The following is a 24,825-nucleotide window of genomic DNA, read 5'->3' as shown; positions in this document are numbered from 1 at the left end:
AAGCCTAATGGGTCAACGGCCTTTCGGGGAATGGCACGGTCAACCTCGACCGATCGGAGGGGAGAATTGGGCAGCAGCCGAGATCCCGGCCAGTCTTGCCTGCGAGCCAAGGGCGGCTACCCTGTATTGAACGGTGCGGCCACTGCGACGGTGAGGATAACTAGTTGATCAAGCGTTTCTTGGCACCCGCCATAGGCGTGTTAGGCCTGGTCGCGGTGGCTCTGTCGGTTGCCTCAGCGACCGTATGGCGGCCACCAGATCACTACACCGCCGTCCATCAAGTCGGTAGCGAAACGGCCTATTTGGTGACAGATCCAGGTGTCTTGGAGGCTCAAGGAGAGGCTGTCACTATTCGGGTGACGGCCGGCCCAGGACCCGGCGTGTTGATGGCCGTGGGCCGGGAAAACGACGTCCTTCGCTGGGTCGGAGACACTCCCTCTGAGCACCTAACCGGTCTGGCCAGCCGGGAGACTTTCAAAGTCAGTGCGGCCGGCTCGGATGAAGAACTGGCCAACGCCAAGGGCTCTGACCTTTGGGTGACTTCGCGTGAGGTGGGCAAGACCCAAAGCTACGAATGGTCGAAACGGCCTGGGCGCTGGTCAATGCTGTTGGCTCCGTTGCCGGCAGAGAACGGCGAGCTCAGCCCGATCACTGGCACCAAGATCGAGATGACCTGGCCACAAACTGTCACCACTCCGTACTTATGGCCGGGTCTGGCGCTAGGGATCGTGCTGCTGGTGGTGGCCACGGTGGTGGCAGTCTGGTCAATCCGCCGCCGCCGGCGCCTAGCGCGTCAGGAGGACCGTCGCCAAGCCCGGGAAGCCGGTCGGCAACGCGAAGCTGGCCCGGAGATTACCCGCCGCGACCGTGAAGTCGATGAGACGTCGGTAATGGCGCCGGTGAAGGACAACCAGGCCCCGGAACTCGAACCGGGCGGCACGGCCCCGCCGGTGCCGGAACCAGCCGAAGAGGTAACCACGCCAGCGGCCAAAGCCGAGGCGGTTAAGGCCAAGGAAGCTAAAGCCGAGGCGGCCAAGGCTAAAGAAGCCAGAGCCGAGGCGGCTAAGGCCAAGGAGGCTAGAGCCGAGGCGGCCAAAGCCGAGGCGGCCAAGGCCAAAGAAGCCAGAGCCGAGCGCCGGGCGGCCAGACGGGCCGAGAAAGAGGCCGCCGCGGCCAGCGTCGCGGCACCAAGTCCGCCACCATCTGAGGCTGAGCCGGCCGCCCAAGTTCCAGCCCAGACGGCAGCGGAACTGGCCCCGGCCCCGCCCCCGGCGGAACCAACCACCCGGCCTCCAGCCCAGACGGCAACGGAACTGGCCCCGGCCGAGCCAGGCGCGCCGGGCCAGGCAGAAGCTGACTTGGCGCCAACCCAGCCCGGTTTGGCTGGCCCCGGCCCAACTGAAGGCGACCCGGCCCCGGCCGAGGTAGACCAGGGGGTCGCCGATCTAGCCGAAGCGCCCGCACCAAGGGCCAAACGGCGATGGTTTGGCCGGGCCAAAACAGCCAAAGCCCCACCTCACGACGAATCCAGGGCGCCGGTAGTCGAAGAAACCGCCGAACCGGCCCTGGACTTGGGCCGGGCAACACCTTCACGGAATTGGGAACGTTTCGCCCAAAGCGAGGCAGTCCGGCCCAAGGCGGGGGAGGCGGCCAAGCCGTCACTGGTCGAAACCGGCCCGCAGGCGCCTATTGGCCCCGACCCGGTGCTGGGTCCGGTAGGGGCGCGCCCCAAACCGCGTCCGTTGGAGCCGTTAGCCTGGCCCGATCCGCCAAACATTAGACCGAACCTGGGCCATACCCCAGCTGAGATGCCCAGGCCAGCTGCACCAACGGCATCGGACCGGGCACAGCCAACCGCCGCCCAACAGATCGAAGCCCTGCGGGCCAAGCGCGATGGCACCGGTTCCCAAGCCGCCGCCACCATTGCCGCCGCCGTAGCCGCGGCCCAGGGCCAGGGCACAACCGCGGGTTTGACGCGGCGACAGATCCGCGAAGCCGAGCAGGCCGCACACCAGGCCTTGCGGGCCAGGCCTGGCCAAAACACCGGTGAGCTACCGGCGGTGAGCTCGCAGCAATGGGTGGCCATGCAAGACGAAACTGGGCAGGACGGTCAATGAACGGTAAAGCCAAGCCCACCGGGGTCACAGCCATCGTGGTGGCCCTGGCCATCAGCTTGTCGGCCTGTGCCTCAGGTCCGCCGCCGCTGGACCCCGATCCGATTCCCAAGCAGGCGCCGCCGGTGGTCGAAGCGGTGCAGGTAGACCGGATACTGAAATCGCTAGGCGAGACCCTGGCCGAAAGCCAGGAGGCCAATGACCCGGCCTTGCTGAAGCGGCGGGTGGCCGGAGCCGCCCTGACCATGTTGACTGCCGAGTCGACCGTCAAGGCCGCCAACGCTGAAGCTAAAACGACTGTGCTCGGCACCGGTTTTGTCGATGGTCAGATCGTGGCTCAGCAAGACAATTGGCCCCGTTCGTTCATAGCCGTGACCCAACCGATTGCCAACCAGGCTCGGTTCTTGTACCAGCTGACCCAAGGTGAAGCCAGGGCCAACTACAAGATGGTGGCTTGGGCGCGGATGCTGCCGGGCTCAGAACTACCGGCGGCGGCCCAGGCCACTGTTGGCTCACCCGTGGTCAAATCCGATGAGGCCACCGGCCTGAAAATGTCACCGGCAGCTGCCCTGGCCTCCTACGCTAAGGCCAAGGATGACCCGGCTGGTGAGGAAGCCGCCAACTTTAACACCGCCCTTGAGGACGACAAGGCCAAAGACACCGACCCGGTGCGCGCCCTTTGGACTGCCACACGCAAGGCCTACGCCGATGCCGCCGGCCAAATGTCTGGTGCGGTCAAGGTGCTGTCTCAGCCCGTTGACGGCTCGATTATGGCGCTGCGCACGGCCGATTCAGGTGCTTTGGTCTTTGGCCAAGTGACATCGGTGTTGGACGTGACAGTGGCGCCGGCGCCGGGGCAAAAGGCGACCAACGATAAGGGCCTAGTGCCACTGGGCGCCCCGGCCGAATTCACCCAATCAATGCATATTGAGTACCTCCAAACAGTGGTCTTGGCGATTGGACCAGAAGGCACCGACGGTCCGGTCCGAGTCATCGCGGTGGCGCAGACCACAGTCAAGGCCTCAGGTTCGTAGATCGGATACTCTCTAAGCCATGCCGGGTTTTGAGCCGTTTCCAGCGCTGCGTTTTGCCCCAGGGACCGACCTGGATGCCGTCCTAGCCCCGCCCTACGATGTCCTTTCAACTAAGGATGTCGCCGCCCTGCACCGGCGAGACCAGTACAACATCACCCACATTGATGTCCCGGCCAAGGCCGGTTACGACCAGGCCGCCCAGCTGATGCGGGCCTGGCTGGGCAGTGGTGTGTTGCGAATCGATGACTGCCCTAGTCTCACCATCTATCGGCTTGGCTTTGTCGACGCCACCGGAGCCAAGCGCGAGATTGCCGGAGTGCTGGGTGGACTCGAAGTAGCCGACGCCCCGTCAGGCCAGGCTCCTAGCAAGTCCGGTTCGTCCACGGTGCTACCGCATGAACGGACCACGCCTAAGGCCACCACCGACCGGCTGGACCTAATGCGGGCGACGGCCGCCAACACCTCGCCGGTCTGGGGATTGTCTTTGGCCAGTGGGCTGGCCGCTGCCTTGCAGGCGCCGGCTGAGCCGCTGGGTGGCGTTGAAATCGAAGGGGTTAAGCACAGCGTTGAGCGCATCTGTGATCCGGTCCGGATTAGGGACATCCAAGAGATTATGGCCGCAGACGATGTTCTAATCGCTGACGGTCACCATCGTTACGGGGTCTCGCGGATCTACCGGGACCAGGTTCGCGCCGCCACTGGCCGCAGCGACAGCCCGGCTGAACAAACCCTGGCATTTGTTTCTGAGTTGATTGAAGACCAGCTGTCGATAGAAGCCATCCATCGGCTCTACGCCGGTGTGTCAGCTGAGATGCTGCGCCAGGGGCTGGCGCGGTACTTTGAGTTGTCCCAGGTTCACCGGCCGGTCGAGGCTGCGCTACTGGCGCAGATGGCCAACCAAGGGCGCTTGGTCATCTTATGGCCGGGCGGCAAAGCCGAATGGTTGACTGCCCGGGCCGGAGCCTTTGACGGTGTCAGGGCGCTTGATGGCGCCTGGTTGGAGACGGCTCTGGAAGACATTGGCGCCCAGGTGACCTACCAACACGGTTTGGCTGAAATGGCCCAGTGTTTGGCCAGCGGCGACTACACCGCCGGGGTGCTGATCCGTCCCACCTCAATTCGTGAGATTCGCCGCACGGCGCGAGAAGGACTGCTGATGCCGCCCAAATCGACTTTCTTCACACCCAAATTGCTGACCGGCTGGGTTTTGCGCCCAACTGAAGCCGTGCCGGGCCAAGACCAGAAGGACGTCGCATGAGCCAGACCGAATCGCCCACGCCAGGGTCAGACCGCTTCGCCAACTCTTCGCTGCCTGATTTGGCCGGGGGCAAAGCAGACGACGATCGGCCAGTTGTGATGCCATGCGACGAAGCCTCGTTTGGCGAAGTCGTAGCTCGCTCCAATGAGGTGCCGGTGGTGCTGGTACTGACAGCGCCGGCCTCCCAGCCCTCCCAGCAGCTGGCTGAATTGGTCGAGCGTCTGGTCAAGGCCCACCAAGGCCGCCTGGTCATGGCCACGGTCGACCTGACAGCCAATCCGGGAATTGCCCAAGCCCTCCAGGTCCAGGCTGTGCCCACAGCTGTGGCACTGGTTAAAGGCCAACCGGTGCCGCTGTTCCAGGGCCTACCAACCGAAGAGCAGATCACCGATGTGCTGGCAGAGCTGTTGACGATGGCCTCAAAGGCCGGGGTCACGGGCCAGGTGACCGATGGCGGTGAAGTCGAAGTGCCGCTGCCGCCGTTGCATCAAAGCGGTTTTGACGCCCTTGAGCGCGGCGACATGGCCGCCGCTCGGCAGGCCTTCAGCCAGGCCCTAGCCCAGTCGCCGGCTGACCAGGCCGCCAAGGCAGCCCTGGCCCAGATCGACTTGCTTGAGCGTTTGGCCGCTCCAGATTTGGCCGATGCCGTAGCCCGGGCCGAAGACGGCAGTGGCAGTCTCGAAGACGAAATGGCCGCAGCCGATGCCCTGCTGGGTCAGGGGCAAGGAGAGGCGGCCTACGAGCGGTTGCTGGCTCGCCTGCCGCTGGCCTCGCCCGAAGACCGCGAAACGATTCGACTGCGGTTGCTGGAACTATTTGAGGTGGCCGGGCCAGATGATCCGGCGGTTGCCAAGGGCCGCCGCCAACTGGCGGCGGCCCTGTTCTAGCAGTCCGTCACAAGGACAGACGTTTTGAGGGTGTCGTTAGACGTGCTCTTCTATGGCTCGATGACCTCGCCCTTAGGCACCACAGTGATGCCGTTGGCCGTGACAACTAGGCCGCGAGCGGTGTCCTTCTCTTGGTCGACACCAACGGTGGCGCCTTCCAAAACCACGACGTTCTTGTCCAAAATGGCGTTTGAGACCTGGGCGTGGCGTTGAATCTCAACTCCGTCCAGCAAGACCGCGTCATTGACCTGAGACCAGGAGTGCAGTTGCCCACCGGGCGAAATAACCGAATTGGATACCTCAGCACCGGAGACAATCACGCCAGGTGAGACCAGCGACCGGGTGGCTTGACCAATCCGGCCGGGCTCGGCGTGAGTGAACTTGGCCGGAGGCAAACCGGTGTTTGACGTCATCAGCGGCCATTGCCGGTTGTAGAGGTTGAAGATCGGCACGGTCGAAATCAAGTCCATATGGGACTCGAAGTAGACATCAAGGGTGCCGACATCGCGCCAATAGGCCGCGTCACGTTCGGTTGCGCCTGGCACCGAGGCCAGGTTGAAGTCGAAGTAACCGGCATCGCCCCGCTCGACAAAGGCCGGCACAATGTCGCCACCCATATCGTGTTTGGATGAGACTTTGGCGGCGTCGGCTTGCACGGCATCAATTAGGGCAGCCGCGTCGAAGACATAGTTGCCCATCGATGCCAGGATCGACTGGGGGTCGTCTTCGAGCCCAACGGCGTCGTCGGGCTTTTCCCTGAAGCGGTTGATGAAGCCGGGACGTGAGGTATCAGCCTCAAGCACACCAAACTGGTCGGCCAGTTCGATCGGCTGGCGGATTCCAGCTACGGTCAGGCCGGCGCCGGAGGCAACGTGGTAGCGAACCATTTCGCCAACGTCCATGCGATAGACATGGTCTGCCCCCAACACCACGACAATGTCAGGGCGTTCGTCTTCGATCAGGTTAAGGGATTGGTAGATGGCGTCCGCTGAGCCCAAGAACCAGTTCTTGCCTTTGCGTTGCTGCGCCGGCACCGGTGCCACGTATTGGTGCAGCAGCGAAGACAAGTGCCAGGTCGCGGCGATGTGACGGTCGAGCGAATGCGACTTGTACTGGGTCAATACGACAATTTGGTGATAGCCAGAGTTGACCAGGTTGGACAGCGGGAAATCAATCAGACGGTAGATGCCCCCAAAGGGGACGGCAGGTTTGGCCCGCTCTACGGTCAGTGGCATTAGGCGGCGGCCTTCGCCACCCGCCAGGACGATGGATAGAACTTTCGGTGTGGCCATGACTATTAACCTACAGACATCGCGAGCAGTCGGCGGGAAGACTAGCCTATTAGTGTGGCTGATACGACCAAACCAAGAGTTGACCTACTTACCCGCGAATACCCCCCGCACATCTACGGCGGTGCTGGCGTCCACGTGGCCGAATTGGCCAAAGTGCTGCGCACCCAGATTGAAGTTCGGGTCAAATGTTTCGACGGCCCGCGTGAAGAGGCCGGTGTCACCGGCTTTGACGCGCCTTCAGCCGATGACCTGGGCAATCCCGCCCTAGCCACTTTTGCCGTCGATTTGCATATGGCCGGTGCCGCTGCCGGCGCCGATATTGTCCATTCACATACCTGGTACGCCAACCTGGCCGGCCACATGGCCAGCCTGCTGCACGGTGTGCCCCATATCCTCAGTGCCCACTCACTCGAACCGCTGCGGCCCTGGAAGGCCGAGCAGCTTGGTGGTGGCTATGCCTTGTCATCTTGGGCGGAGAAAACTGCCTACGAAGCTGCCGCCGGCGTCATTGCCGTATCGCACGGCATGCGGCAAGACATTTTGCGCTGCTATCCGGCTGTCGACCCAGATAAGGTCCATGTCATCCACAACGGCATTGACCTCGATGTTTGGAAGCCGTTGCAGAATGACGAGACCGAAAAGACGGTGCGTGGCCTGGGCATTGACCCCGAGGCGCCAACGGCGGTTTTCGTTGGCCGCATCACCCGGCAAAAGGGTTTGCCCTACTTCCTCAAGGCCGCCCGGAAGCTTGATCCGGCCATTCAGCTGGTGCTTTGTGCTGGCGCCCCGGATACGCCGGAGATTGCCGCCGAGGTTCGTGGCCTGGTCGACGACCTACGTCAGGAACGTCAGGGTGTCATTTGGATCGAGCAGATGCTGCCGCAGGTTCAGCTCAACGCCGTGCTGTCGCACGCCTCGCTGTTCATCTGTCCGTCGATCTACGAACCGCTTGGGATCGTCAACCTTGAGGCCATGGCCTGTGGCTTGCCGGTAGTGGCCTCTGCCACCGGTGGCATCCCGGAGGTGGTGGACAATGGCGCGACTGGCTGGTTAGTGCCACTAGCTCAGGTTGACGACGGCACCGGTAGGCCTTTGGACCCCGAGGGCTTCATCGGTGACATGGCCAACGCCATTAACAAGGCCATGGCTGATCCGGCCGAGCTGACCCGGGCCGGTGTGGCCTCCCGGCAAAGGTGTGAGGATCACTTCGCCTGGACTGCCATTGGCCGCCAGACGGTCGAGATCTACAAGACCCTGCTCTGAACCCAACACCCAGGTGGCTGGCGGCTGCCCAATCGCCTGAGTACCGGCATCGGGCAGGCGCCGCCCCGCCGCCGGGCAGACGCCCCGGCGGAATGGCGATTCGCGGCGTGGGGGATTGGGCTGGCGGGGTGGTCACAATAGGCTTTGGCCCGTGAAGGCTGAGGTGCTGCGTTTTGCAGACGTCACGTTACGGCGGGGCCAGAAACACATCCTGGATCAGGTCAATTGGCAGGTCAGGGAGGGCCAACACTGGATAGTGCTGGGCCCAAACGGCGCTGGTAAGACCACCGCCCTTCAGATTGCTGCCGCTCGGCTGCATCCCACCAGTGGCCAGGTCTGGGTGCTGGGCCAACGGCTCGGCCGGGTCGATGTCTTCGACCTGCGCGGCCGGATTGGTTTGGCCACGGCCACGCTGGCCGGGCGGATTCCACCAGGTGAGTTGGTCCGTGACACTGTCATGACCGCGGCCTACGGTGTCACCGGTCGCTGGCATGAGGACTATGGCCTACCGGACCAGGAGCGGGCTCAAGAGCTACTTGATGACTTTGGCGTTGGCGATTTGACTGAAAGGTACTTCGCCTCGCTGTCTGAAGGCGAGACCAAACGGGTTCTGTTGGCCCGCGCGCTGATGGCTGACCCGGAGGTCTTGTTACTCGACGAGCCGACCGCCGGGCTCGATGTTTCGGGGCGAGAACAACTCTTGTCAACTTTGTCCTCGCTGGCCAGCCAGGCTGGATCAGCCATCATGATCTTGGTGACCCACCACGTCGAGGAGATTCCACCCGGCTTCACCCACGCCGCGCTGATGCGGGATGGACGGTTCATTCACGCCGGACCGATCAGTCAGGTGTTGACCTCGGCCAAAGTGTCTGAGGCTTTTGGCCTGGACTTGTCTTTGCACAAGTGGGGCCAACGTTATTCGGCCACGGCCAACTGAAGTCTGCCCAGGTGCCGCGGCGCCTTTGGGTTGGTGAGTAATGCGCGCCGATGGCGCGGGCCGGTTCCTAAGGCGGTGCTCGCCAACCGCTGGCTCGGCTAGGCTCGTGGTGGCGGGCGGTGCTGTTCCCACCCTTCGGGAAGCAAGTGGCGTCAGGGCCCTGGCGGCGGCAAGAGACTAGGAGCGAGACATGTCATGGCAGTGGGTTTGGTGGTTTTGCGGCGCGCTAGTGCTCGGTGCGGTCGAAATGCTGACAGTCGAGTTCACCTTCCTGATGCTGGCTGTGGGCTCGATCGCGGCCGGCATTGCGGCGCTAATTGGCGCCCTTTGGTGGGGCAGCGCCATTGTTTTTGCCGTGGTCACGCTAGTGCTGCTGGTGTCACTGCGGCCCATGTTGATCAATCGTCTACACCGCAAAGCCGAAGGTGACCCGATTACTGGTACCGCCGCGCTGGTCGGTCGGATTGGCGAAGCCGTCACCGGTATTGACTCAATCGGGGGTAGGGCCAAGATTGACGGCGAGGTTTGGACCGCCCGGGTTGAGGCCGCCGATTCGATTTCCAAAGGCGGCCGTGTCAAAGTGGTAGCCATTGACGGCGCCACCGCAGTGGTTGAGCCAACTGTCTAGAAAGGTAAGCCACGTGGAAAGCATCGATCCCCGCCATCACCCAGCTAACTTTTTCCTTGTTTTGCTGTTGGCCATCCTGGTCATTTTTGTGGTGGTGCTAATCAAGAAGGCTGTGCGGATTGTGCCGCAGACCCAGGCCCAGCTGGTCGAGCGCCTGGGCCGGTATTCGCGCACTATGGACGCCGGTATTCACCTGCTGGTGCCGTTCTTAGACAGGGTCAGGGCCTCGGTCGACCTACGCGAGCAAGTCGTCTCCTTCCCGCCGCAACCGGTGATTACCTCAGACAACCTGGTGGTTTCCATCGACACTGTCATCTACTTCCAGGTGACCAACCCGGTGGCGGCGGTCTACGAGATCGCCCACTACATCACCGGTATTGAGCAGTTGACCGTCACCACTCTGCGTAATGTCATCGGCTCAATGGACTTAGAACAGACCCTAACCTCGCGCGATCAGATCAACGGCCAGCTGCGCGGCGTGCTTGATGAGGCCACCGGCCGCTGGGGTATTCGCGTCAACCGGGTTGAGCTCAAAGCCATCGACCCGCCCCATTCGGTCCAAGACTCCATGGAAAAGCAGATGCGGGCCGAGCGTGACCGCCGGGCCGTCATCTTGACCGCTGAGGGCGAAAAGCAGTCGCAGATCCTGACTGCTGAGGGCGCCAAGCAGGCCCAAATCCTCAGGGCCGAAGGCGAGGCCCAATCGGCCATTCTCAAGGCCGAAGGCGACTCCAGGGCCATTTTGCAGGTCTTTGACGCCATCCACGAAGGCAACGCTGACCCGAAGCTGCTGGCCTACCAATACCTGCAGATGCTGCCGCAAATCGCCCAAGGCCAGGCCAACAAGCTCTGGATCGTGCCGGCCGAGTTCACCCAGGCTCTCGAAGGTATGGGCTTGGCCTTTGGTGGGGTCGGCAGTAGTGATGGGCCCAAGGCTTCGCCGGCCGCCCGGGCACTGCGGTCAATGGCCTTTGGTGACGTCAAACTGGAAGACCCGGCCAAGGCCCTGCTGAGGGCGCGCGGGGCAGCCGACCAGGCGACATCGGACGCGGCTGGGGCTGGCACCGGCTCGGGTGTACCCTTCGACCCGTCGGTTGAGGCCGGCCAAGCGCCGGTGGTACCTGAGCCGACCGAGCCGGAGTGAGGCCCTGGCGCCTGCACCAAATTTGGCTAGGAAAGGAACGGCATGCTAACCAAGCTGCTTAAACAGTTCCTTAAGCCCTACACGGTTCCCATCGCCGTCATCTTGGTTCTACAAACCATCCAGGCGCTGGCCAATTTGTTCCTGCCATCACTCAACGCCGACATTATCGACAAAGGCGTGGCCGTAGGCGACACCAACCAGATCCTGCGCCTAGGTGGCTTCATGTTGGCAGCCTCACTGGGGCAGGTGGCCTGCGCCGCGGCAGCGGTCTTCCTGGGCGCGCGCACAGCCATGTCGATGGGCCGCGACATCCGCCAAGCCGAGTTCGAACGGGTCCAGACCTTCTCAGCCCGGGAGGTGGCCAAGTTTGGTGCTCCCTCGCTTATCACCCGGGCCACTAACGACGTCCAACAGGTCCAGATGGTGGTCTTGATGACGCTGGTGCTGATCATCTCGGCGCCCATGACCATGGTTGGCGGCGTCATCATGGCGCTACGGCACGATGTCAAACTAACCGGCCTGCTGCTGGTGGTTATCCCGGTCCTAACCGTCTTCTTGGGTTTTGTGCTCAAGCGAATGCGGCCGTTGTTCATGAAAATGCAAACCACTATTGACCGGGTCAACGGTGTGCTGCGAGAGCAAATTGACGGTATCCGGGTGATCAGGGCTTTTGTCCGCGACTCGGCTGAACAGGACCGCTTCGATGAGGTCAACCTGTCCTTGACGTCACTGCAGCGCTCAGTCGGCTACATGTTTTCGCTGTTCTTCCCCTTCATCATGCTGGTGATGAACCTGACCTCGGTGGCCGTGATCTGGTTTGGCGGCCACCGGATCGCCTCAGGTGGCATGGAAGTTGGATCGCTGACCGCTTTCATCACCTACCTGATGCAGATCCTCATGTCGGTGCTGATGGCGGCCATGATGTTCTTCTTTGTGCCGCGAGCTGAGGTTTGCGCCGGGCGCATCAACGAAGTTCTGGGGACCTCGTCATCGGTCGTGCAGGTAGCCGACGCCCAGAAGGCAATGCCCAAGGCGGGCCGGATCGAAATGCGCCAGGCCTCGTTCCGTTATCCCGGCGCCGACAGCCCGGTGCTGCATGAACTCAGCTTCACCGCCAAGGTGGGCCAGACCACGGCCGTAATTGGTGCCACCGGTTCAGGCAAGACCACGCTGATCAACCTGGTGCCGCGCCTATTTGACGCCACCTCGGGCACGGTCGAAGTTGGCGGCGTCGACGTCAAAGACCTCGACCTGCAACAGCTTTGGAGCACTATTGGCTTGGTGCCGCAAAAGCCGTACCTCTTTTCCGGCACGGTGGCCTCGAATATCCGCTACGGCAAAGCCGAAGCCAGCGACGAAGAGATCTGGCAGGCCCTGGAGATCGCCCAGGCGGCGGAATTTGTGCGGCAAAACGAAGACGGGCTGGAGATGGAGATCGCCCAGGGCGGCACCAACGTCTCCGGCGGCCAACGTCAACGCCTGGCCATCGCCCGGGCGGTGGTGCGCCGGCCTGAGTTGTATATCTTCGACGATTCCTTTTCCGCCCTAGACTTCGCCACTGATGCCCGCGTCAGGGCAGCGTTAGGTGAGGTCACGCGCGAATCAACGGTCTTGTTGGTAGCCCAACGGGTCGGCACCATTATGGACGCCGACCAAATCCTGGTGCTTGAGGCCGGCCGGATCGTGGGCCAGGGCCGCCACCAAGAGTTACTTCAGGCCTGCCCCACCTACCGCGAGATTGTCGAATCTCAAATGACGCTGGAGGAAGCCCGGTGAGCCGGCGGCGGCGGATCAAAGGCGGGGGAGTTGGCTCACTGGCCGCCTCAGCCGGGGCGCAGGCCGGTGCGGCTAAGGCTTCAGCCGAGCCGGGTAAGGCGGGGCCCGATGCCGCCCGGGGCGCTCCTAAGCCAAGTGCCTCAGTGGCGGTGCCCCGGCCAGGTGGGCGCAGTGGTGGGCCTCAGCGGCGTGGTGGCGGCCGTATCGGTGGCGGCCACGGTGGCGGCATGCCGGTGCAAAAGGCCCTGGCCTTTCGAGCCTCGGGTCTGCGTTTTATCAAACTGCTGCGGCCCGAGGCTTTCCGCCTGAGCTTGGGGCTGGCGCTAACAGTGATTTCGGTGGCGCTGAGCGTAGTTGGACCTAAGCTGCTGGGCCGGGCCACCAACCTGGTCTTTTCAGGTTTCCTGGGCGATCGGATTGGTCAGGAGATGGCCAAAGCCAAGGTGATCGAACCTGGCACCGTCCTGGACCACGCCCAGTCGATGAAGCTGCTGGAGCAGGCCGCGGCCCACCCCCAAGCTAATGGGCCAAATGTCACGCCGGACATGCTGGACATGATGGGCTCAATGGACTTCCGGATCGGTGCCGGCATCGATTTCACGGCTGTGGGTCACATCTTGGTGGGCGTGCTGGTGGTCTACCTGGCCTCGGCCCTGGCCGGTTACATCCAAGGCTTGCTGGTGACCAACGTCATCCAGAACACCTTGTACCGGATCAGGCAAAACGTGGAGAAGAAACTCTCCCGCCTGCCGCTGAGCTATTTCGACTCCCAACCAAAGGGTGAGGTCCTGTCCCGGGTGACCAACGATGTCGACAATATGGGCCAAGTCTTGCAGCAGACCATGACTCAGCTGCTCTTTGCGGTCTTCACGCTGATTGGCGTCTTCATCATGATGCTGACCATTTCCGGCTGGTTGACGCTAGTGATGTTGGTGTCGGTGCCGGTGGCCGCCCTGATCACGGCTCTGATCGCCAAACGCTCCCAACCCCAGTTCATCAAGCAATGGGATTCAACCGGTCAGCTCAACTCCCACGTCGAGGAAATGTACACCGGCCACGCCCTGGTCAAGGTCTTTGGCCACCAGCCCCAGGCCGAGAGCGAATTCGAGGACCGCAACCGCCAGCTATACGAATCGAGCTTCAAAGCCCAAGCCATCTCGATGATGATCCAGCCGGTCATGATGTTCATCTCCAACCTGGCCTATGTGGCGGTGGCGGTGTTAGGTGGGTTGCGCGTGGCCAGTGGCACTATGTCGCTGGGTGATGTCCAGGCCTTCATCCAGTATTCGCGGCAGTTCTCCCAACCGGTGGGCCAGATCGCTTCAATGATGAACCTGCTGCAATCAGGTGTGGCCAGTGCCGAGAGAGTCTTTGAGCTGCTCGACGCCGAAGAACAGGATGAAGATCCCTGCGAGCCAACCGAACTCTATGAAGTCGAAGGCCGGGTCGCTTTTGCCGATGTCACCTTCAGCTATGACCCGTCGACCCCGCTGATCGAAAACCTCAACTTGACGGCCAAACCTGGGCAAGACATCGCCATCGTCGGTCCTACCGGTGCCGGCAAAACCACGCTGGTCAACCTGTTGGAGCGGTTCTACGAAATCCAAGGCGGCCTGATCACCATTGACGGCGAGAACACGCGCACTATGGCGCGGGAGGATCTGCGTATCACCATGGGCATGGTGCTACAAGACACCTGGCTGTTCAAAGGCACCATCTGGGAGAACATCAAGTTTGGGCGGTCCGATGCAACCGATGAGATGGTGCTCGAGGCGGCCAAGGCGACCTATGTTGACCGCTTTGTCCACGCCTTGCCTAACGGTTACGAAACGGTTATCGACGAGGAAGCCTCGAACCTGTCGGCTGGCGAGAAGCAGCTGCTGACAATCGCCCGGGCTTTTGTGGCCGACCCGGAAATCCTGATCCTGGACGAGGCCACCAGCTCGGTTGACACCCGGACCGAGGTGTTGGTGCAAAAGGCCATGAAACAGCTGCGGCAGGGGCGGACCTCGTTTGTGATTGCCCACCGACTTTCGACTATTCGTGACGCCGATCTGATTTTGGTGATGGATCACGGCGACATTGTTGAGCAGGGCAACCATGCCTCGCTGCTGGCGGCCAGGGGAGCCTACTTCCGGCTCTACCAATCGCAGTTTGCCGGGGCTGTGGCCCACCACGAATAGGCGGCCGCGCCAGTGATCATTGAGGTTGACGAGGCCGGCGAGCCGTCTTTGGACCCCTACCTGCGGCTGACCGATGTGCAACTGAGGCGGCGGATCGAACCGGAGCGCGGGCTGTTCATGGCCGAAAGCGTCGAGGTGCTGGGGCGGGCGCTGGACGCCGGGATCGAGCCGATCTCGCTCCTCATGACACCCAAGTGGGTTGACCGCTTGGAGCCCATGTTGGCGCGTCTGCCAGCGTCGGTGCCGGTGTTGGTCGGTTCGGAGCAGCTTTTGCAGCAGGTGACCGGTTTCAGGATGCATCGCGGCGTGATTGCGGCTATGCGCCGGCCCCAGCTGCCTTCGCTCGACCAGGTCTTGGCCCCGGCGCGTCGACTGGTCATTGTTGAAGACCTGGTTGACCACACCAATTTGGGTGCCATTTTTCGCGGCGCGGCCGGGTTGGGCGTGGACGGCGTGCTGGTGACCCCACGCAGCGCCGACCCGCTTTACCGCCGCTCTGTCAGGGTTTCGATGGGCGCGGTTTTCCAGGTGCCGTGGACCAGGATTGATCCTTGGCCAGGAGAGTTGGTTCGCCTAAGGCAGGCCGGTTTCGTGGTGGCGGCCATGGCCCTGACGCCCGATGCCGTCCCGCTGGCAGACTTCGCCACTGACTTGCCTGAGCGCCTGGCTTTGATGGTCGGCAGCGAAGGTGATGGGCTAACGGCCCGTGCACTTGAGCTGGCTGACCTGTCCGTGCGGATCAATATGTCCGGTGGGGTCGACTCTTTGAACGTCGCTGCGGCCGCGGCCGTGGCCTTTTGGGCTATCCGCGCCCAAAGCTGACGCCAGGCCAGGACGCGGCCCATAGCTGGATTGGCCGCACCTCAATTGGGCGGGGGTAGGGACATTTTCTAGGGCACTTCGTGGCCGGCGGCGATAAACAGTTCGTACCACTGTTCGCGCGTTAGGCGGATGTCGCTGCCGGCGGCGGCAGCCCGGATCCTTTCGGGCTTAGATGAGCCCAGCACTACCTGAATGTTGGCCGGGTGGCGCCAAATCCAAGCGGTCGCGATGGCGACAGGTTCGACCCCGTATTCACCGGCCAAGCGATCAATCACATCGTTGAGCGGCCCGTATTTGTCTCGATCGGCCAGGAATGTACCGGTCAAGAACCCGGCTTGGACTGGCGACCAGGCCTGGAGGGTGATGTTGTTGAGAATGCAGTACTCCACCAGGCCACCGGCCCGCTCGACCGATCCGTCGACTGCCGACATATTGGCGGCCAAGCCCTGGGCAATGATGGGGCAGTGAGTCAGAGACAACTGAACCTGGTTGGCCACTATGGGGCGGTTGACGTAGCGGGTCAGCAGTTCGATCTGACTGGCGGTGAAGTTTGAGACGCCGAAGTGTTGCACCTTGCCGTCGTTCCACAACTGGTCGAAGACCTGGGCCACTTCTTCTGGTTCCATCAAGGCGTCAGGCCGATGCAACAACAAGATGTCGATGTAGTCGGTGCGCAGGGACTTGAGTGACTCCTCAACGGTGCTCATTAGGTGCTTGGCCGAGAAGTCATAGAGCCAACCAGCATCTTGTCTGATCCCAGCCTTGGTTTGGATAATCAAGTCCTGGCGCTGGCTTGGAGTCCACTGCATGGCCTCAGCCCAACGGCGCTCACAGCGATGGTCTTTGCCGTAGATGTCGGCGTGGTCGAAGAAGTTGACACCGCAATCCAGGGCCGCTTCGGTCATGGCCCTGATCCGGGCCAGTGGAATGTCTCCGGCTCGCCACATGCCGAGGGACATTACGGGGGCATCTAAGAAGCTGCCGCCCAGAGAAATGGTTCGCATGGTGGGTACTCCGTCTTAGGCTGGCGCTGACCAGGTTGAGGTCATAACCGCCCGAGCGATGGTGTGGAAGGTCATATACAGACCGGAGCAGGCAGCCGAGGTGTCCCTGTCAATCTCGAGCTTGTCGGTGTCTAGGGCGTGAACGGCGAAGTAGTAGGTGTGCGGGTAGTCACCCGGGGGCGGGGCCGAGCCGGCGTAGGCCCAAACCGAGTTATCGCATTTGATGTGGTAGGCCGGGCTGGGCAGGGTCTGGTCGGACTGGCCGGCGTTGCGCTTGAGCTCGGTCACACTGGGCGGCAAGTCGACCAGCATCCAGTGCCACCAACCGGACGGTGTTGGTGCATCTGGGTCAAAGTCGGTCACAGCAAAGCTCTTGGTCTCAGGGGGGAAACCAGACCAGGCCAGGTGGGGGGAGATATTGTCGAATTCGAGGACGTGGCGCTTGTCCAACGGTCCGCCGTCGACCAGGTCATTGCTGGTCAATTGGAAGGCTGGGACAGCTGGTAACAGGGTGTAAGGATCGGGCGGCGGGGTTCGTTCAAGGTTCATAACTGGATGCTACTTCAATGGTGCGCTGATAGCACGGTGGTCCAGCCAATCGACTTTCACCCGCACCGGGGCCCAGCCGAACGACTTTCACCCGCACCGGGGCCCAGCCGAACGACTTTCACCCGCACCGGACACCGTTCTCCGTAAAACCCCAGTTCAAGCCGGAAGCCCAGGCCGGCCAGGGTGAGACTCGATCCAGGGCAGTGCGGCCAGGGTGAGACTCGATCCAGGGCAGTGCGGTTTGGACAGACTAGATGCCGGGCGGTGCCTCGGCTGGGCTGGGGTAGGCCAATTGGGCTTGGACAAATGTTCTAGCAATGTTAGACTGATAGGTCTAGAACAAATGTATTGACTTTGAGGGACTAGACGTGGGGGAGAGCCAAGCACTACGCCTGGCCAGGGCCAGCCAGGCGCTCAAGCAGGCCGAGGTTTCAACTGGCACCCGGCCGGTTAGCCAGGCTGGGCTCGACCGCTCGTTGGACCCGCCGCGGTTGCGTTTGGTGGCCGCACAAGACGGCGGGACCAGCCAGTGCACTTTAGATGAGGTCAAGACCACAGCTGCGGCACTGTTGGCACCAGGGCAGGTAGCCCAGGTTACTGGTTCAACTAGCGCCTTGCTGGCGGTGGCAGCCGGGGTTTGGCAGGCCCAAACCTGGGGCGCCTTGGCCCACCTGCCTGATCTGGGTTACCTGGCTGCGGCCCAGGCCGGGGTGGCCTTGGAACGAGCGGTGGTGGTACCGGATCTGGGCGATGGTGGGGTCAAGGCGCTAGCCAGTTTGATCGACGCCTTTGGCGTGGTGGTATTAGGTGATAGTTGGACGGCCACTGCCTCCCAAGCGGCAGACCGGCGGCGCTTAGAGGCCCGTTTGCGTCACCATCAAGGCTATTTAGTGACTAGTGGTCAATGGCCTGGGGCTCAACTCAAAGTCGAAATCAGCCAGATCAGCCACCGGTCATTAGGGCAAGGCGATGGCCTGCTAGAAGCCGGGTGGCTGGATGTGCGTTGGTCCGGAGCGCAGGTTTTGGCGGCCGGCCAGCCACATCAGCCACCCGACCACCAGCACCAACAAGATCCGCTAGCCACCAACCAACAGCCAAAGCGATTGGCAGCGATATGACCAGAAGGCTAGTGAATAGTGCGCCGCCTGGCCGCCGCCTGGCCGCTTTGTGGGTACCGGATTGGCCGGTGGTAGCCGCCATCATGGCTGGCCAGGCGCCGGCTGACCAGCCTGTCATTGTGCTTGGCTCTGGGCGGGTGAAGGCTCTTTCGGCCGCCGCCAGAAAGGCCGGAGCTAGGCGCGGTATGAAACGCCGCACCGCCCAAGACGCCTGCCCCGCAGCCCAGCTGGTGCCAGCCGACCAAGCCCGCGACGCTCGAACCTTTGCGCAGCTGGCTAAAGCCTTGGATGACCAGGTGCCAGGGGTCGAGCTGCTTAGACCCGGTTTGGCCTTATGCCCCGCCGGTCGGGCTGCTCGTTACCACGGCTCTGATCAAGCTCTGGCCGAACACCTATTGGATGAGCTCACCACTCAGACTGGTTCTGAGGCTTGGGTCGGGGTGGCTGATGGCCCGTTGGCCGCTATCTTGGCGGCGCGGGAGAACCGGATCGTTCAAACGGGGCACTCTAGTCAATTCCTTGAACCTAGGCCATTACCAGAGCTCCAACTGGCTCTGCAAGGCACGGTCCAGGCTGACGTTTTGAACCCTCTGATCGACCTGCTAGCCCGCCTAGGCGTGCGGACTTTGGGGGATCTAGCCAATCTGCCAGCCAGCGCCGTCAGCGAGCGTTTTGGCACCACCGGTATTTGGGCTAGGCGCCTGGCCAGGGCAGAAGACGCCCTGATCGTGACGGCTCTGAGACCAGAGCCTCAGTTCGTGGTGCAAGCCCAACCCGACCCGCCTGTCACCCAGATTGAGGCTGCCGCCTTTTTGGGCCGCCGCTTAGCGGAAGATCTTCACCGCCAATTGGCCCATCACGGCCAGAGCTATGACCGGCTCAGGATCGAAGCCACCACCGAACACGGCGAAACCCTCAGCCGCAGCTGGCGGCTTGACGGCGTTGACGCGACCGGGGTGCGTGACCGCCTGCGTTGGCAGTTGGAGGGCTGGCTGACTGGTCGCAGTGGTCTAGCTCCGACCGGAGCCCTAGTGCTGATCCGCCTACAGGCGGAGGAAGTTCATCCAGCCGGGGGATCGGCCGCGCGCCTATGGGACAACGAAGGCCAAGCCCAGGCCAGGGCCGCCCGCGGGGCTGATCGTCTCCAAGCCATGCTGGGCGAAGGCGCCGTCTTCCAGCCAGTTGAACAAGGTGGGCGTGACCCCCGTAGCCGCATCCGCCTGGTCCAATGGGGCGATGAGGCCGTGCCGTTGCGCCCGCTAAACCAACCTTGGCCAGGCAAGTTACCTGACCCAGCACCAGCTTTGGTGCCATCTAAGCCGTGGCCGGTCAATCTGTCCGATGCCGGTGGCAACCTGGTGCGCGTCAGCGCCACTTTGGAGTTGTCGGGGGAGCCAAGCCGCCTAGACAACGCCCCGGTTAAGGGTTGGGCCGGCCCTTGGCCCGTAGTAGAGCGGTGGTGGACCAGACAACCACAGCGCCGGGTCTACCTCCAGGTCGAATCGGATCAACCCGTGTCGCACGCGGCAGAGGCGCAGCTTCTGCCGGCGAAGACGCGGCCAAATAGCGCCGCCCTTGACACGACGGTGCCTGAGGGCACCCCCGTGTCGCACGCGGCAGAGGCGCAGCTTCTGCCGGCGAAGACGCGGCCAAATGGCACCGTCTTGTCCTTGTTGGCCTGTCAAAACGGGGTTTGGCAGATTGAGGGGGTCTATGACTAAGAGGTTGGTGGATGAGGCGCCCGGGCCACGTTATGCCGAGCTGCACGCCCACAGCGCTTTCAGTTTTCTAGACGGGGTCAGTCAACCGGCCGATTTAGCTGAGCGGGCGGCCCAATTGGGCCTATCCGCCATGGCCCTGACTGATCATGACGGGCTCTACGGCGTAGTCCAGTTTGCCGCCGCCGCCCGGGCAGTTGGCCTGCCCGCGCTCTACGGCGCCGAACTGACTCTAAGTGACGGCGCCCATCTGCTGGTTTTGGCCCGGGGACCGGCCGGTTACAGCCGGCTATCCCGCACTATTGCCCGCGGCTATTTGCGCTTAGGGGGGCGTTGCCAAACACCCCCCGCCGTGTCGCACGCGGCAGAAGCGAAGCTTCTGCCAGCGAAGACGCGGCCAAAAAAGGCTGCACCGGACCCTGGGAGAGTGGCGTTAGGCAATCTCCCAGGGCCGCAAGGTCAACCGAGTTTTGAACTGGAAGAACTGGCTGAGCAAGGTGGCGGCGAATGGCTGGTCCTAACCGGCTGCCGCCAAGGACCCTTGAGAGGGATCGAGAGCGTCGATGGGTGGAACCTGGACGCGGCCGGGCGGGCTCTTGACCAACTGACCGCGCTATTTGGCCGGGACAATGTGGCCGTCGAGATCACCCAGGGCGGTGATCCCTTCGACCCGGCCCGCTGTGACGCCCTGGCCCAGGTGGCCCAGCGGGGCCGGACGGCTTTAGTTGCCACCGGCAATATTCACTTCGCCAACCCAAGTCAGTTCCCACTGGCCACAGCTATGGCCGCGTTGAAGCAGCGCCAATCGCTGGACCAAATGGACGGCTACCTGCCCGCCGCACCGACCGCCCACTTGAGATGCCCTGCCGACGTGGCGCGCCGGCATCGGACACACCCTGAGGCGGTCGCTATGGCTGCCGCTCTGGGTGCCGAATGCGCCTTTGACCTGCGGTTGATAGCACCTCAGCTGCCGCCAGTGGCGGTGCCGGCCGGGCACAACAACAACAGCTGGCTGCGCCATTTGACCTTGGCCGGCGCCAAGAGGCGCTACGGACCACCAGGGGCAGGCAACGACAAGGCTTACGCCGTGCTTGAACACGAACTGACCATCATCGCCCAGCTCGACCTGGCCGGCTACTTCCTGATCATGTGGGAGATAGTCGACTTTTGCCGTGACCAATCCATCCTGTGTCAGGGGCGGGGTAGCGCGGCCAATTCGGCCGTTTGCTACGCCCTTGGCATCACGGCGGTCGACGCGGTCCGCCACGGGCTGCTGTTCGAACGGTTCTTGGCCCCAGAACGTGAGGGTTATCCCGATATTGACCTCGACATCGAATCCGGCCGGCGCGAGGAGGTAATTCAACATGTCTACGCCAAATACGGCCGGGAACGGGCGGCCTTAGTTGGCGCGGTGATCTCCTATCGCACCCGTTTGGCCTTGCGTGATGCCGGCCGGGCCTTGGGCTATGACCCGGGGCAGCTGGCCGCTTGGTCCAAGCGGATCGAACGCTATGGCGACCTCAAGCGGGGCCAGATCCACTACCGGCCCTGGGGCAAGGCCGGGGCCAAAGTGGAAGTGGCTGATGACGACCTCAGCGGCATCCCCAAAGATGTCTTGGACCTTGCTGAGCAGTTGACATCTTTGCCTCGCCACCTGGGTATACACCCCGGCGGCATGGTCTTATGCGATGGGCCGGTGATCGACGTTTGCCCGGTGCAATGGGGCCGGATGGCGGACCGTTCGGTGCTGCAATGGGACAAGGATGACGTGGCCCAAGCCGGGTTAGTCAAATTCGACCTGCTGGGACTGGGCATGCTGGGGGCAGTCAGTCTGGCCTTTGATGAGATTGAACGGACCGAGGGCAAACGCTGGGAGCTGCACACCATTCCGCCGGAGGTGGTAGAGGTCTACGACCTGCTTTGCGCTGCGGATACGGTCGGGGTTTTCCAAGTCGAGTCCAGAGCCCAAATGGCGACTTTGCCGCGGCTTAGGCCACGGAAGTTCTATGACCTAGTGGTCGAAGTCGCTCTGATCCGCCCCGGCCCAATCCAGGGCGGATCGGTTCACCCTTACATCGAACGAGCCCGCGGGCGCCAGGCTGTCAGCTACGACCACGAATTGTTGCGCCCAGCCTTAGAAAAGACGCTTGGCGTGCCACTGTTCCAAGAGCAGCTGATGCGAATCGCCATCGACGCGGCCGGTTTCAGCCCGTCCCAAGCTGACCAGCTACGCCGGGCCATGGGCGCCAAACGTTCAGTCGAGCGGATGGCGGCGATCAAAGATGATCTGTTGGCCGGTATGGCCGCCCACGGCATTGACTCACCTAAAGTGCGCCAACGAATCTGGGACCAGTTGCGGGCCTTTGCTGACTTTGGTTTCCCCGAATCGCATTCCTTTTCCTTTGCTCTGATTGTCTACGTCAGCGCCTGGCTTAAGGTGTTCCATCCGGCCGCCTTCTACGCCTCAATCCTGGCCAGCCAGCCGATGGGCTTCTACTCGCCGCAAACCTTAGTGGCGGACGCCCGGCGGCACGGCCTGGTGGTGTTAGGGCCAAACGTGGCTGTCTCCGCCGCCAAGGCCAGTGTCGAAGCGGTTGGGCCAAGCGGGCCGGAGCCAACGCCGCCGCCTTCTAACCGGGTTGGACCGCACCCCGGGCTGCTACGCGGCGACCGGGGCCTTGGCCTGCGTCTAGGGCTGGCCGAGGTCCGCGGGATTGGCTCAGCGGTGGCGGAAAGCATCGTGGCAGCCCGCCAAGAGGCGGCCTTTAGCTCGCTGGAGGACCTGGCCCGGCGGGCCGAACTGACCACGGCCCAACTCGAAACCCTGGCCACCGCTGGGGCTTTGGACACTTTGGCCGGGGACAGGCGGCGAGCCTTGTGGGCGGCCGGCGCAGTGGGCGGGGCCGGCACTTTGCCCGGCACATCGGTGGGCTTAGAGGCCCCGGCGTTACCGACTATGAGCCGGGCGGAACTGGCCTACGCCGACTACTGGTCCACCGGGGTGTCACTGGGGGAGTACCCGACAGCTCATGTCCGCCACAAATTGGACGCCGCCGGGGTTTTCCGACTGATCGAAGTCCAAGACCAGGTTGAGGGCCTGTGGCTAAAAGTAGCCGGTGTGGTCACCCACCGACAGCGTCCCGGCACCGCCAGGGGTGTCACCTTCATCTCGCTTGAAGACGAAACCGGCCAGCTCAATGTGGTCTGTACGGCCGATGTCTGGAATAAGTACCGCAAAATCGCTCGCGGCGCCTCAGCCCTGGTGGTTAGCGGTCGCCTGGAAAAGCAAGATGGTGCGGTTGGGGTCAAAGCCGGTCATCTCCACCCGCTCTATCTGCCGGTGCCGGCCCGCTCCCGCGATTTCCAGTAAGGCCCTGCCAACGGTGTGGTCAGCCGAGAAGGCGGGCACCTGGCACAGGCCAAGGCACCTATGATGAATCCGTGTCGACCCGCCGCTACCGAGACGGCCTGGCGCTGGCCATTGGCTCGTATATCTGGTGGGGCTTTTTCCCTCTCTACTTGCTGCTGGCGCGACCAACCTCATCGTTGGAGCTAATCGCCCAACGAGTGGTCTGGTCGCTGCTGGTCTGTGTCCTACTAGTCGGTTTGACCGGCCAGAGGCGTGTGGCTCTGGCGGCACTGCGTAACCGCCGCCAATTCGGCCTGCTGACCGTGGCCGGCCTACTCCTCACCATTAACTGGCTGACCTTTATCTACGCCACTTTGTCCGGTCAGGTCATTGACGCCGCCTTGGGGTATTTCATCAGCCCACTGCTGGCCGTGGCCATGGGCGTGACCTTTCTGGGCGAACGTTTAGCAGTGGTGCAGTGGACGGCGGTCGGTGTGGCCGCCATCGGCATGAGCCTGGTTTGGTGGGCCACCGGTCACCTGCCTTGGATCGCGCTGACCGTGGCATTAACCTTCGCCGTCTACTCCTTCATCGAAAAAACGGTCGGTCAGGCGCTACCCACTTTGACCACACTGGGGATCGAAACCTTGGTGGTCGCCCCCGTGGCGGTGGGCGTGTTGATCTGGTTTGGCGTTACTGGGCGTCAGTCGTTCCTCGGTTTTGGCGCTTGGCACGCCTTGGCCATAGTCGGCTTGGGCGTGGTCACAGTGGTGCCACTGTTGCTGTGTAACGGCGGGCTGAGACGCATCCCGCTGTCCACGATGGGCCAAATCCAGTTCTTGGGCCCAGTGCTGCAGTTCTTAGTTGGCGTGATCATTCTGGGTGAAGCCATGCCGCTGGGGCGGTGGCTCGGTTTCGCCGCCGTCTGGGTAGCCCTGGTGATCTTGGGGGCAGACGCTAGCCGGCGGGCTTGGCGCCGGCGGTCCGGCTAAGTCCGCTGAGGTGGCCAAAAAACCAAAAGGCGGCGGTGAGCCCATGGCTAGGCGCCGGCCAGGGCGGGGGCAGGCAGTTTCTAACCGCCAATGAACGTGGGCCAAGAGATAAGGTCAGAAACCCTCAGGGGTTGACTCGGCGGCCTGTTTCAGCGCCTTCATAATGTTGCGGAAAAGCAGGCCTTTGACAAAGTCCGTAGTTTGGATGTTCAGACCTATGACCCAGCTGGCCCAATCGGCGTTCTCGCGCAGCACCACCCGTGAGCCGCCTTCACCCTCAGGCATGACGTTGATGGAGTGAACCGAGGACCACGGTTGGGCCACATAGTTGCGCCTATCCGACATGAAAACCAAACTGTTCGGTGGTTCAACCTGCACCACGGTGAAATAAACCTGGTCGGTGGCGTCGATGACATCACCCACGGCCAGGTTCTGGAACTCCTCCAGGATTTCGCTGGCCGGCGGAGTTGTGCTCGTGGCCAGGACTTTGAGCAGTTCACCGCCCAAAAAACCGCCGCGGCCGTGGCCAATCTGGGCTATCCAGGGCCAGACCTTTTCCGGTGGGGCATCGATCGAAATGGCCCTGGTGGCTCGCCACCGCGGTTGGCTCAACAGGTCCTCGCCGGGGTAGTCCGCTGCCCGCTCGGCGGCGGTGGCGCCCCACCGGGCCAGGATTCGGCTCAGGCCCAAAGCGGCCAGCAGCAGTGAGACCAGCGTGGTGGCCACGACCCGAGTTAAACGCACGCCACCATCCAAG

19 protein-coding genes are annotated in these 24,825 nt (G+C 62.8%); 15 read left to right on the top strand and 4 right to left on the bottom strand.

Annotated elements, in window-relative coordinates; all coding sequences use genetic code 11:
- The first annotated feature begins 164 nt into the window (after positions 1 to 164).
- The 4 genes from FWD29_00360 to FWD29_00345 are packed head-to-tail and all read left to right on the top strand — an operon-like array spanning position 165 to position 5,293.
- Positions 165 to 2,117 carry a hypothetical protein gene (locus FWD29_00360; protein ID MCL2802397.1) on the top strand — a complete coding sequence of 651 codons (1,953 nt, stop codon included), beginning with the start codon at positions 165 to 167 and terminating at the stop codon, positions 2,115 to 2,117.
- Positions 2,114 to 3,148, top strand: coding sequence for a hypothetical protein (locus FWD29_00355; protein ID MCL2802396.1), 1,035 nt, complete (start codon positions 2,114 to 2,116; stop codon positions 3,146 to 3,148). The genes FWD29_00360 and FWD29_00355 overlap by 4 nt, the downstream gene beginning before the upstream one ends.
- A 19-nt stretch (positions 3,149 to 3,167) precedes the next feature.
- Positions 3,168 to 4,406: a DUF1015 domain-containing protein gene (locus FWD29_00350; GenBank protein MCL2802395.1), complete on the top strand. Its 1,239-nt coding sequence runs from the start codon at positions 3,168 to 3,170 to the stop codon at positions 4,404 to 4,406.
- Entirely contained in the window at positions 4,403 to 5,293 is an 891-nt protein-coding gene (locus FWD29_00345; GenBank protein MCL2802394.1) for a tetratricopeptide repeat protein, read from the top strand. The genes FWD29_00350 and FWD29_00345 overlap by 4 nt, the downstream gene beginning before the upstream one ends.
- 50 nt (positions 5,294 to 5,343) lie before the next feature.
- Here the strand turns inward: FWD29_00345 and FWD29_00340 are convergent, their stop codons facing one another.
- Positions 5,344 to 6,585 carry a glucose-1-phosphate adenylyltransferase gene (locus tag FWD29_00340; GenBank protein MCL2802393.1) on the bottom strand — a complete coding sequence of 414 codons (1,242 nt, stop codon included), beginning with the start codon at positions 6,583 to 6,585 and terminating at the stop codon, positions 5,344 to 5,346.
- A gap of 54 nt (positions 6,586 to 6,639) precedes the next feature.
- Here FWD29_00340 and glgA point away from each other — a divergent pair, with 54 nt between their 5' ends.
- The 7 genes from glgA to FWD29_00305 all read left to right on the top strand — a co-directional run bounded on the left by glgA (position 6,640) and on the right by FWD29_00305 (position 15,338).
- Positions 6,640 to 7,848, top strand: a complete 1,209-nt coding sequence (gene glgA, locus FWD29_00335; GenBank protein MCL2802392.1) for a glycogen synthase — start codon at positions 6,640 to 6,642, stop codon at positions 7,846 to 7,848.
- A gap of 151 nt (positions 7,849 to 7,999) precedes the next feature.
- Complete coding sequence (locus tag FWD29_00330; protein MCL2802391.1) at positions 8,000 to 8,785, top strand: ABC transporter ATP-binding protein; 786 nt, start codon at positions 8,000 to 8,002, stop codon at positions 8,783 to 8,785.
- Between the two features lie 190 nt (positions 8,786 to 8,975).
- Positions 8,976 to 9,413 (top strand): NfeD family protein, encoded by a 438-nt coding sequence (locus FWD29_00325; protein ID MCL2802390.1) that lies wholly within the window; start codon positions 8,976 to 8,978, stop codon positions 9,411 to 9,413.
- Between the two features lie 13 nt (positions 9,414 to 9,426).
- A complete protein-coding gene (locus FWD29_00320; protein ID MCL2802389.1) occupies positions 9,427 to 10,557 on the top strand; it encodes an SPFH/Band 7/PHB domain protein in 1,131 nt (376 codons plus the stop codon).
- A 42-nt stretch (positions 10,558 to 10,599) separates the two neighbouring features.
- A complete protein-coding gene (locus FWD29_00315; protein ID MCL2802388.1) occupies positions 10,600 to 12,333 on the top strand; it encodes an ABC transporter ATP-binding protein/permease in 1,734 nt (577 codons plus the stop codon).
- Positions 12,334 to 12,536: 203 nt separating this feature from the next.
- The gene (locus tag FWD29_00310) at positions 12,537 to 14,516 is read left to right on the top strand and encodes an ABC transporter ATP-binding protein/permease (protein ID MCL2802387.1); all 1,980 of its coding nucleotides are present in this window, start codon (positions 12,537 to 12,539) and stop codon (positions 14,514 to 14,516) included.
- A 12-nt stretch (positions 14,517 to 14,528) separates the two neighbouring features.
- Positions 14,529 to 15,338, top strand: coding sequence for an RNA methyltransferase (locus FWD29_00305; GenBank protein ID MCL2802386.1), 810 nt, complete (start codon positions 14,529 to 14,531; stop codon positions 15,336 to 15,338).
- A 68-nt stretch (positions 15,339 to 15,406) separates the two neighbouring features.
- Here FWD29_00305 and FWD29_00300 read toward each other — a convergent pair whose 3' ends face one another.
- Both FWD29_00300 and FWD29_00295 read right to left on the bottom strand, forming a co-directional pair.
- Positions 15,407 to 16,342, bottom strand: a complete 936-nt coding sequence (locus FWD29_00300; protein MCL2802385.1) for an aldo/keto reductase — start codon at positions 16,340 to 16,342, stop codon at positions 15,407 to 15,409.
- 15 nt (positions 16,343 to 16,357) lie between these two features.
- On the bottom strand, positions 16,358 to 16,891 hold the full coding sequence (locus tag FWD29_00295) for a YbhB/YbcL family Raf kinase inhibitor-like protein (protein ID MCL2802384.1): 534 nt from the start codon (positions 16,889 to 16,891) through the stop codon (positions 16,358 to 16,360).
- A gap of 368 nt (positions 16,892 to 17,259) precedes the next feature.
- On the opposite strand from FWD29_00295, the gene FWD29_00290 reads away from it, so the two are divergent.
- From FWD29_00290 to rarD, 4 genes are all read left to right on the top strand, one after another.
- Positions 17,260 to 18,009, top strand: coding sequence for a hypothetical protein (locus tag FWD29_00290; protein MCL2802383.1), 750 nt, complete (start codon positions 17,260 to 17,262; stop codon positions 18,007 to 18,009).
- A gap of 11 nt (positions 18,010 to 18,020) precedes the next feature.
- Positions 18,021 to 19,730: a DNA polymerase Y family protein gene (locus FWD29_00285; protein ID MCL2802382.1), complete on the top strand. Its 1,710-nt coding sequence runs from the start codon at positions 18,021 to 18,023 to the stop codon at positions 19,728 to 19,730.
- Positions 19,723 to 23,097 carry an error-prone DNA polymerase gene (locus tag FWD29_00280; GenBank protein ID MCL2802381.1) on the top strand — a complete coding sequence of 1,125 codons (3,375 nt, stop codon included), beginning with the start codon at positions 19,723 to 19,725 and terminating at the stop codon, positions 23,095 to 23,097. The genes FWD29_00285 and FWD29_00280 overlap by 8 nt, the downstream gene beginning before the upstream one ends.
- A 71-nt stretch (positions 23,098 to 23,168) precedes the next feature.
- Positions 23,169 to 24,068, top strand: coding sequence for an EamA family transporter RarD (gene rarD / locus FWD29_00275; GenBank protein ID MCL2802380.1), 900 nt, complete (start codon positions 23,169 to 23,171; stop codon positions 24,066 to 24,068).
- A gap of 114 nt (positions 24,069 to 24,182) precedes the next feature.
- Here rarD and FWD29_00270 read toward each other — a convergent pair whose 3' ends face one another.
- Positions 24,183 to 24,812, bottom strand: coding sequence for a hypothetical protein (locus FWD29_00270; protein MCL2802379.1), 630 nt, complete (start codon positions 24,810 to 24,812; stop codon positions 24,183 to 24,185).
- Positions 24,813 to 24,825: the final 13 nt, after the last annotated feature.

The organism is Micrococcales bacterium (assembly GCA_009784895.1).
Classification (GTDB): Bacteria; Actinomycetota; Actinomycetes; order Actinomycetales; family WQXJ01; genus WQXJ01.
The sequence above is the reverse complement of the archived record's forward strand: the minus strand, read 5'-3'. Positions and strand labels throughout refer to the sequence as shown.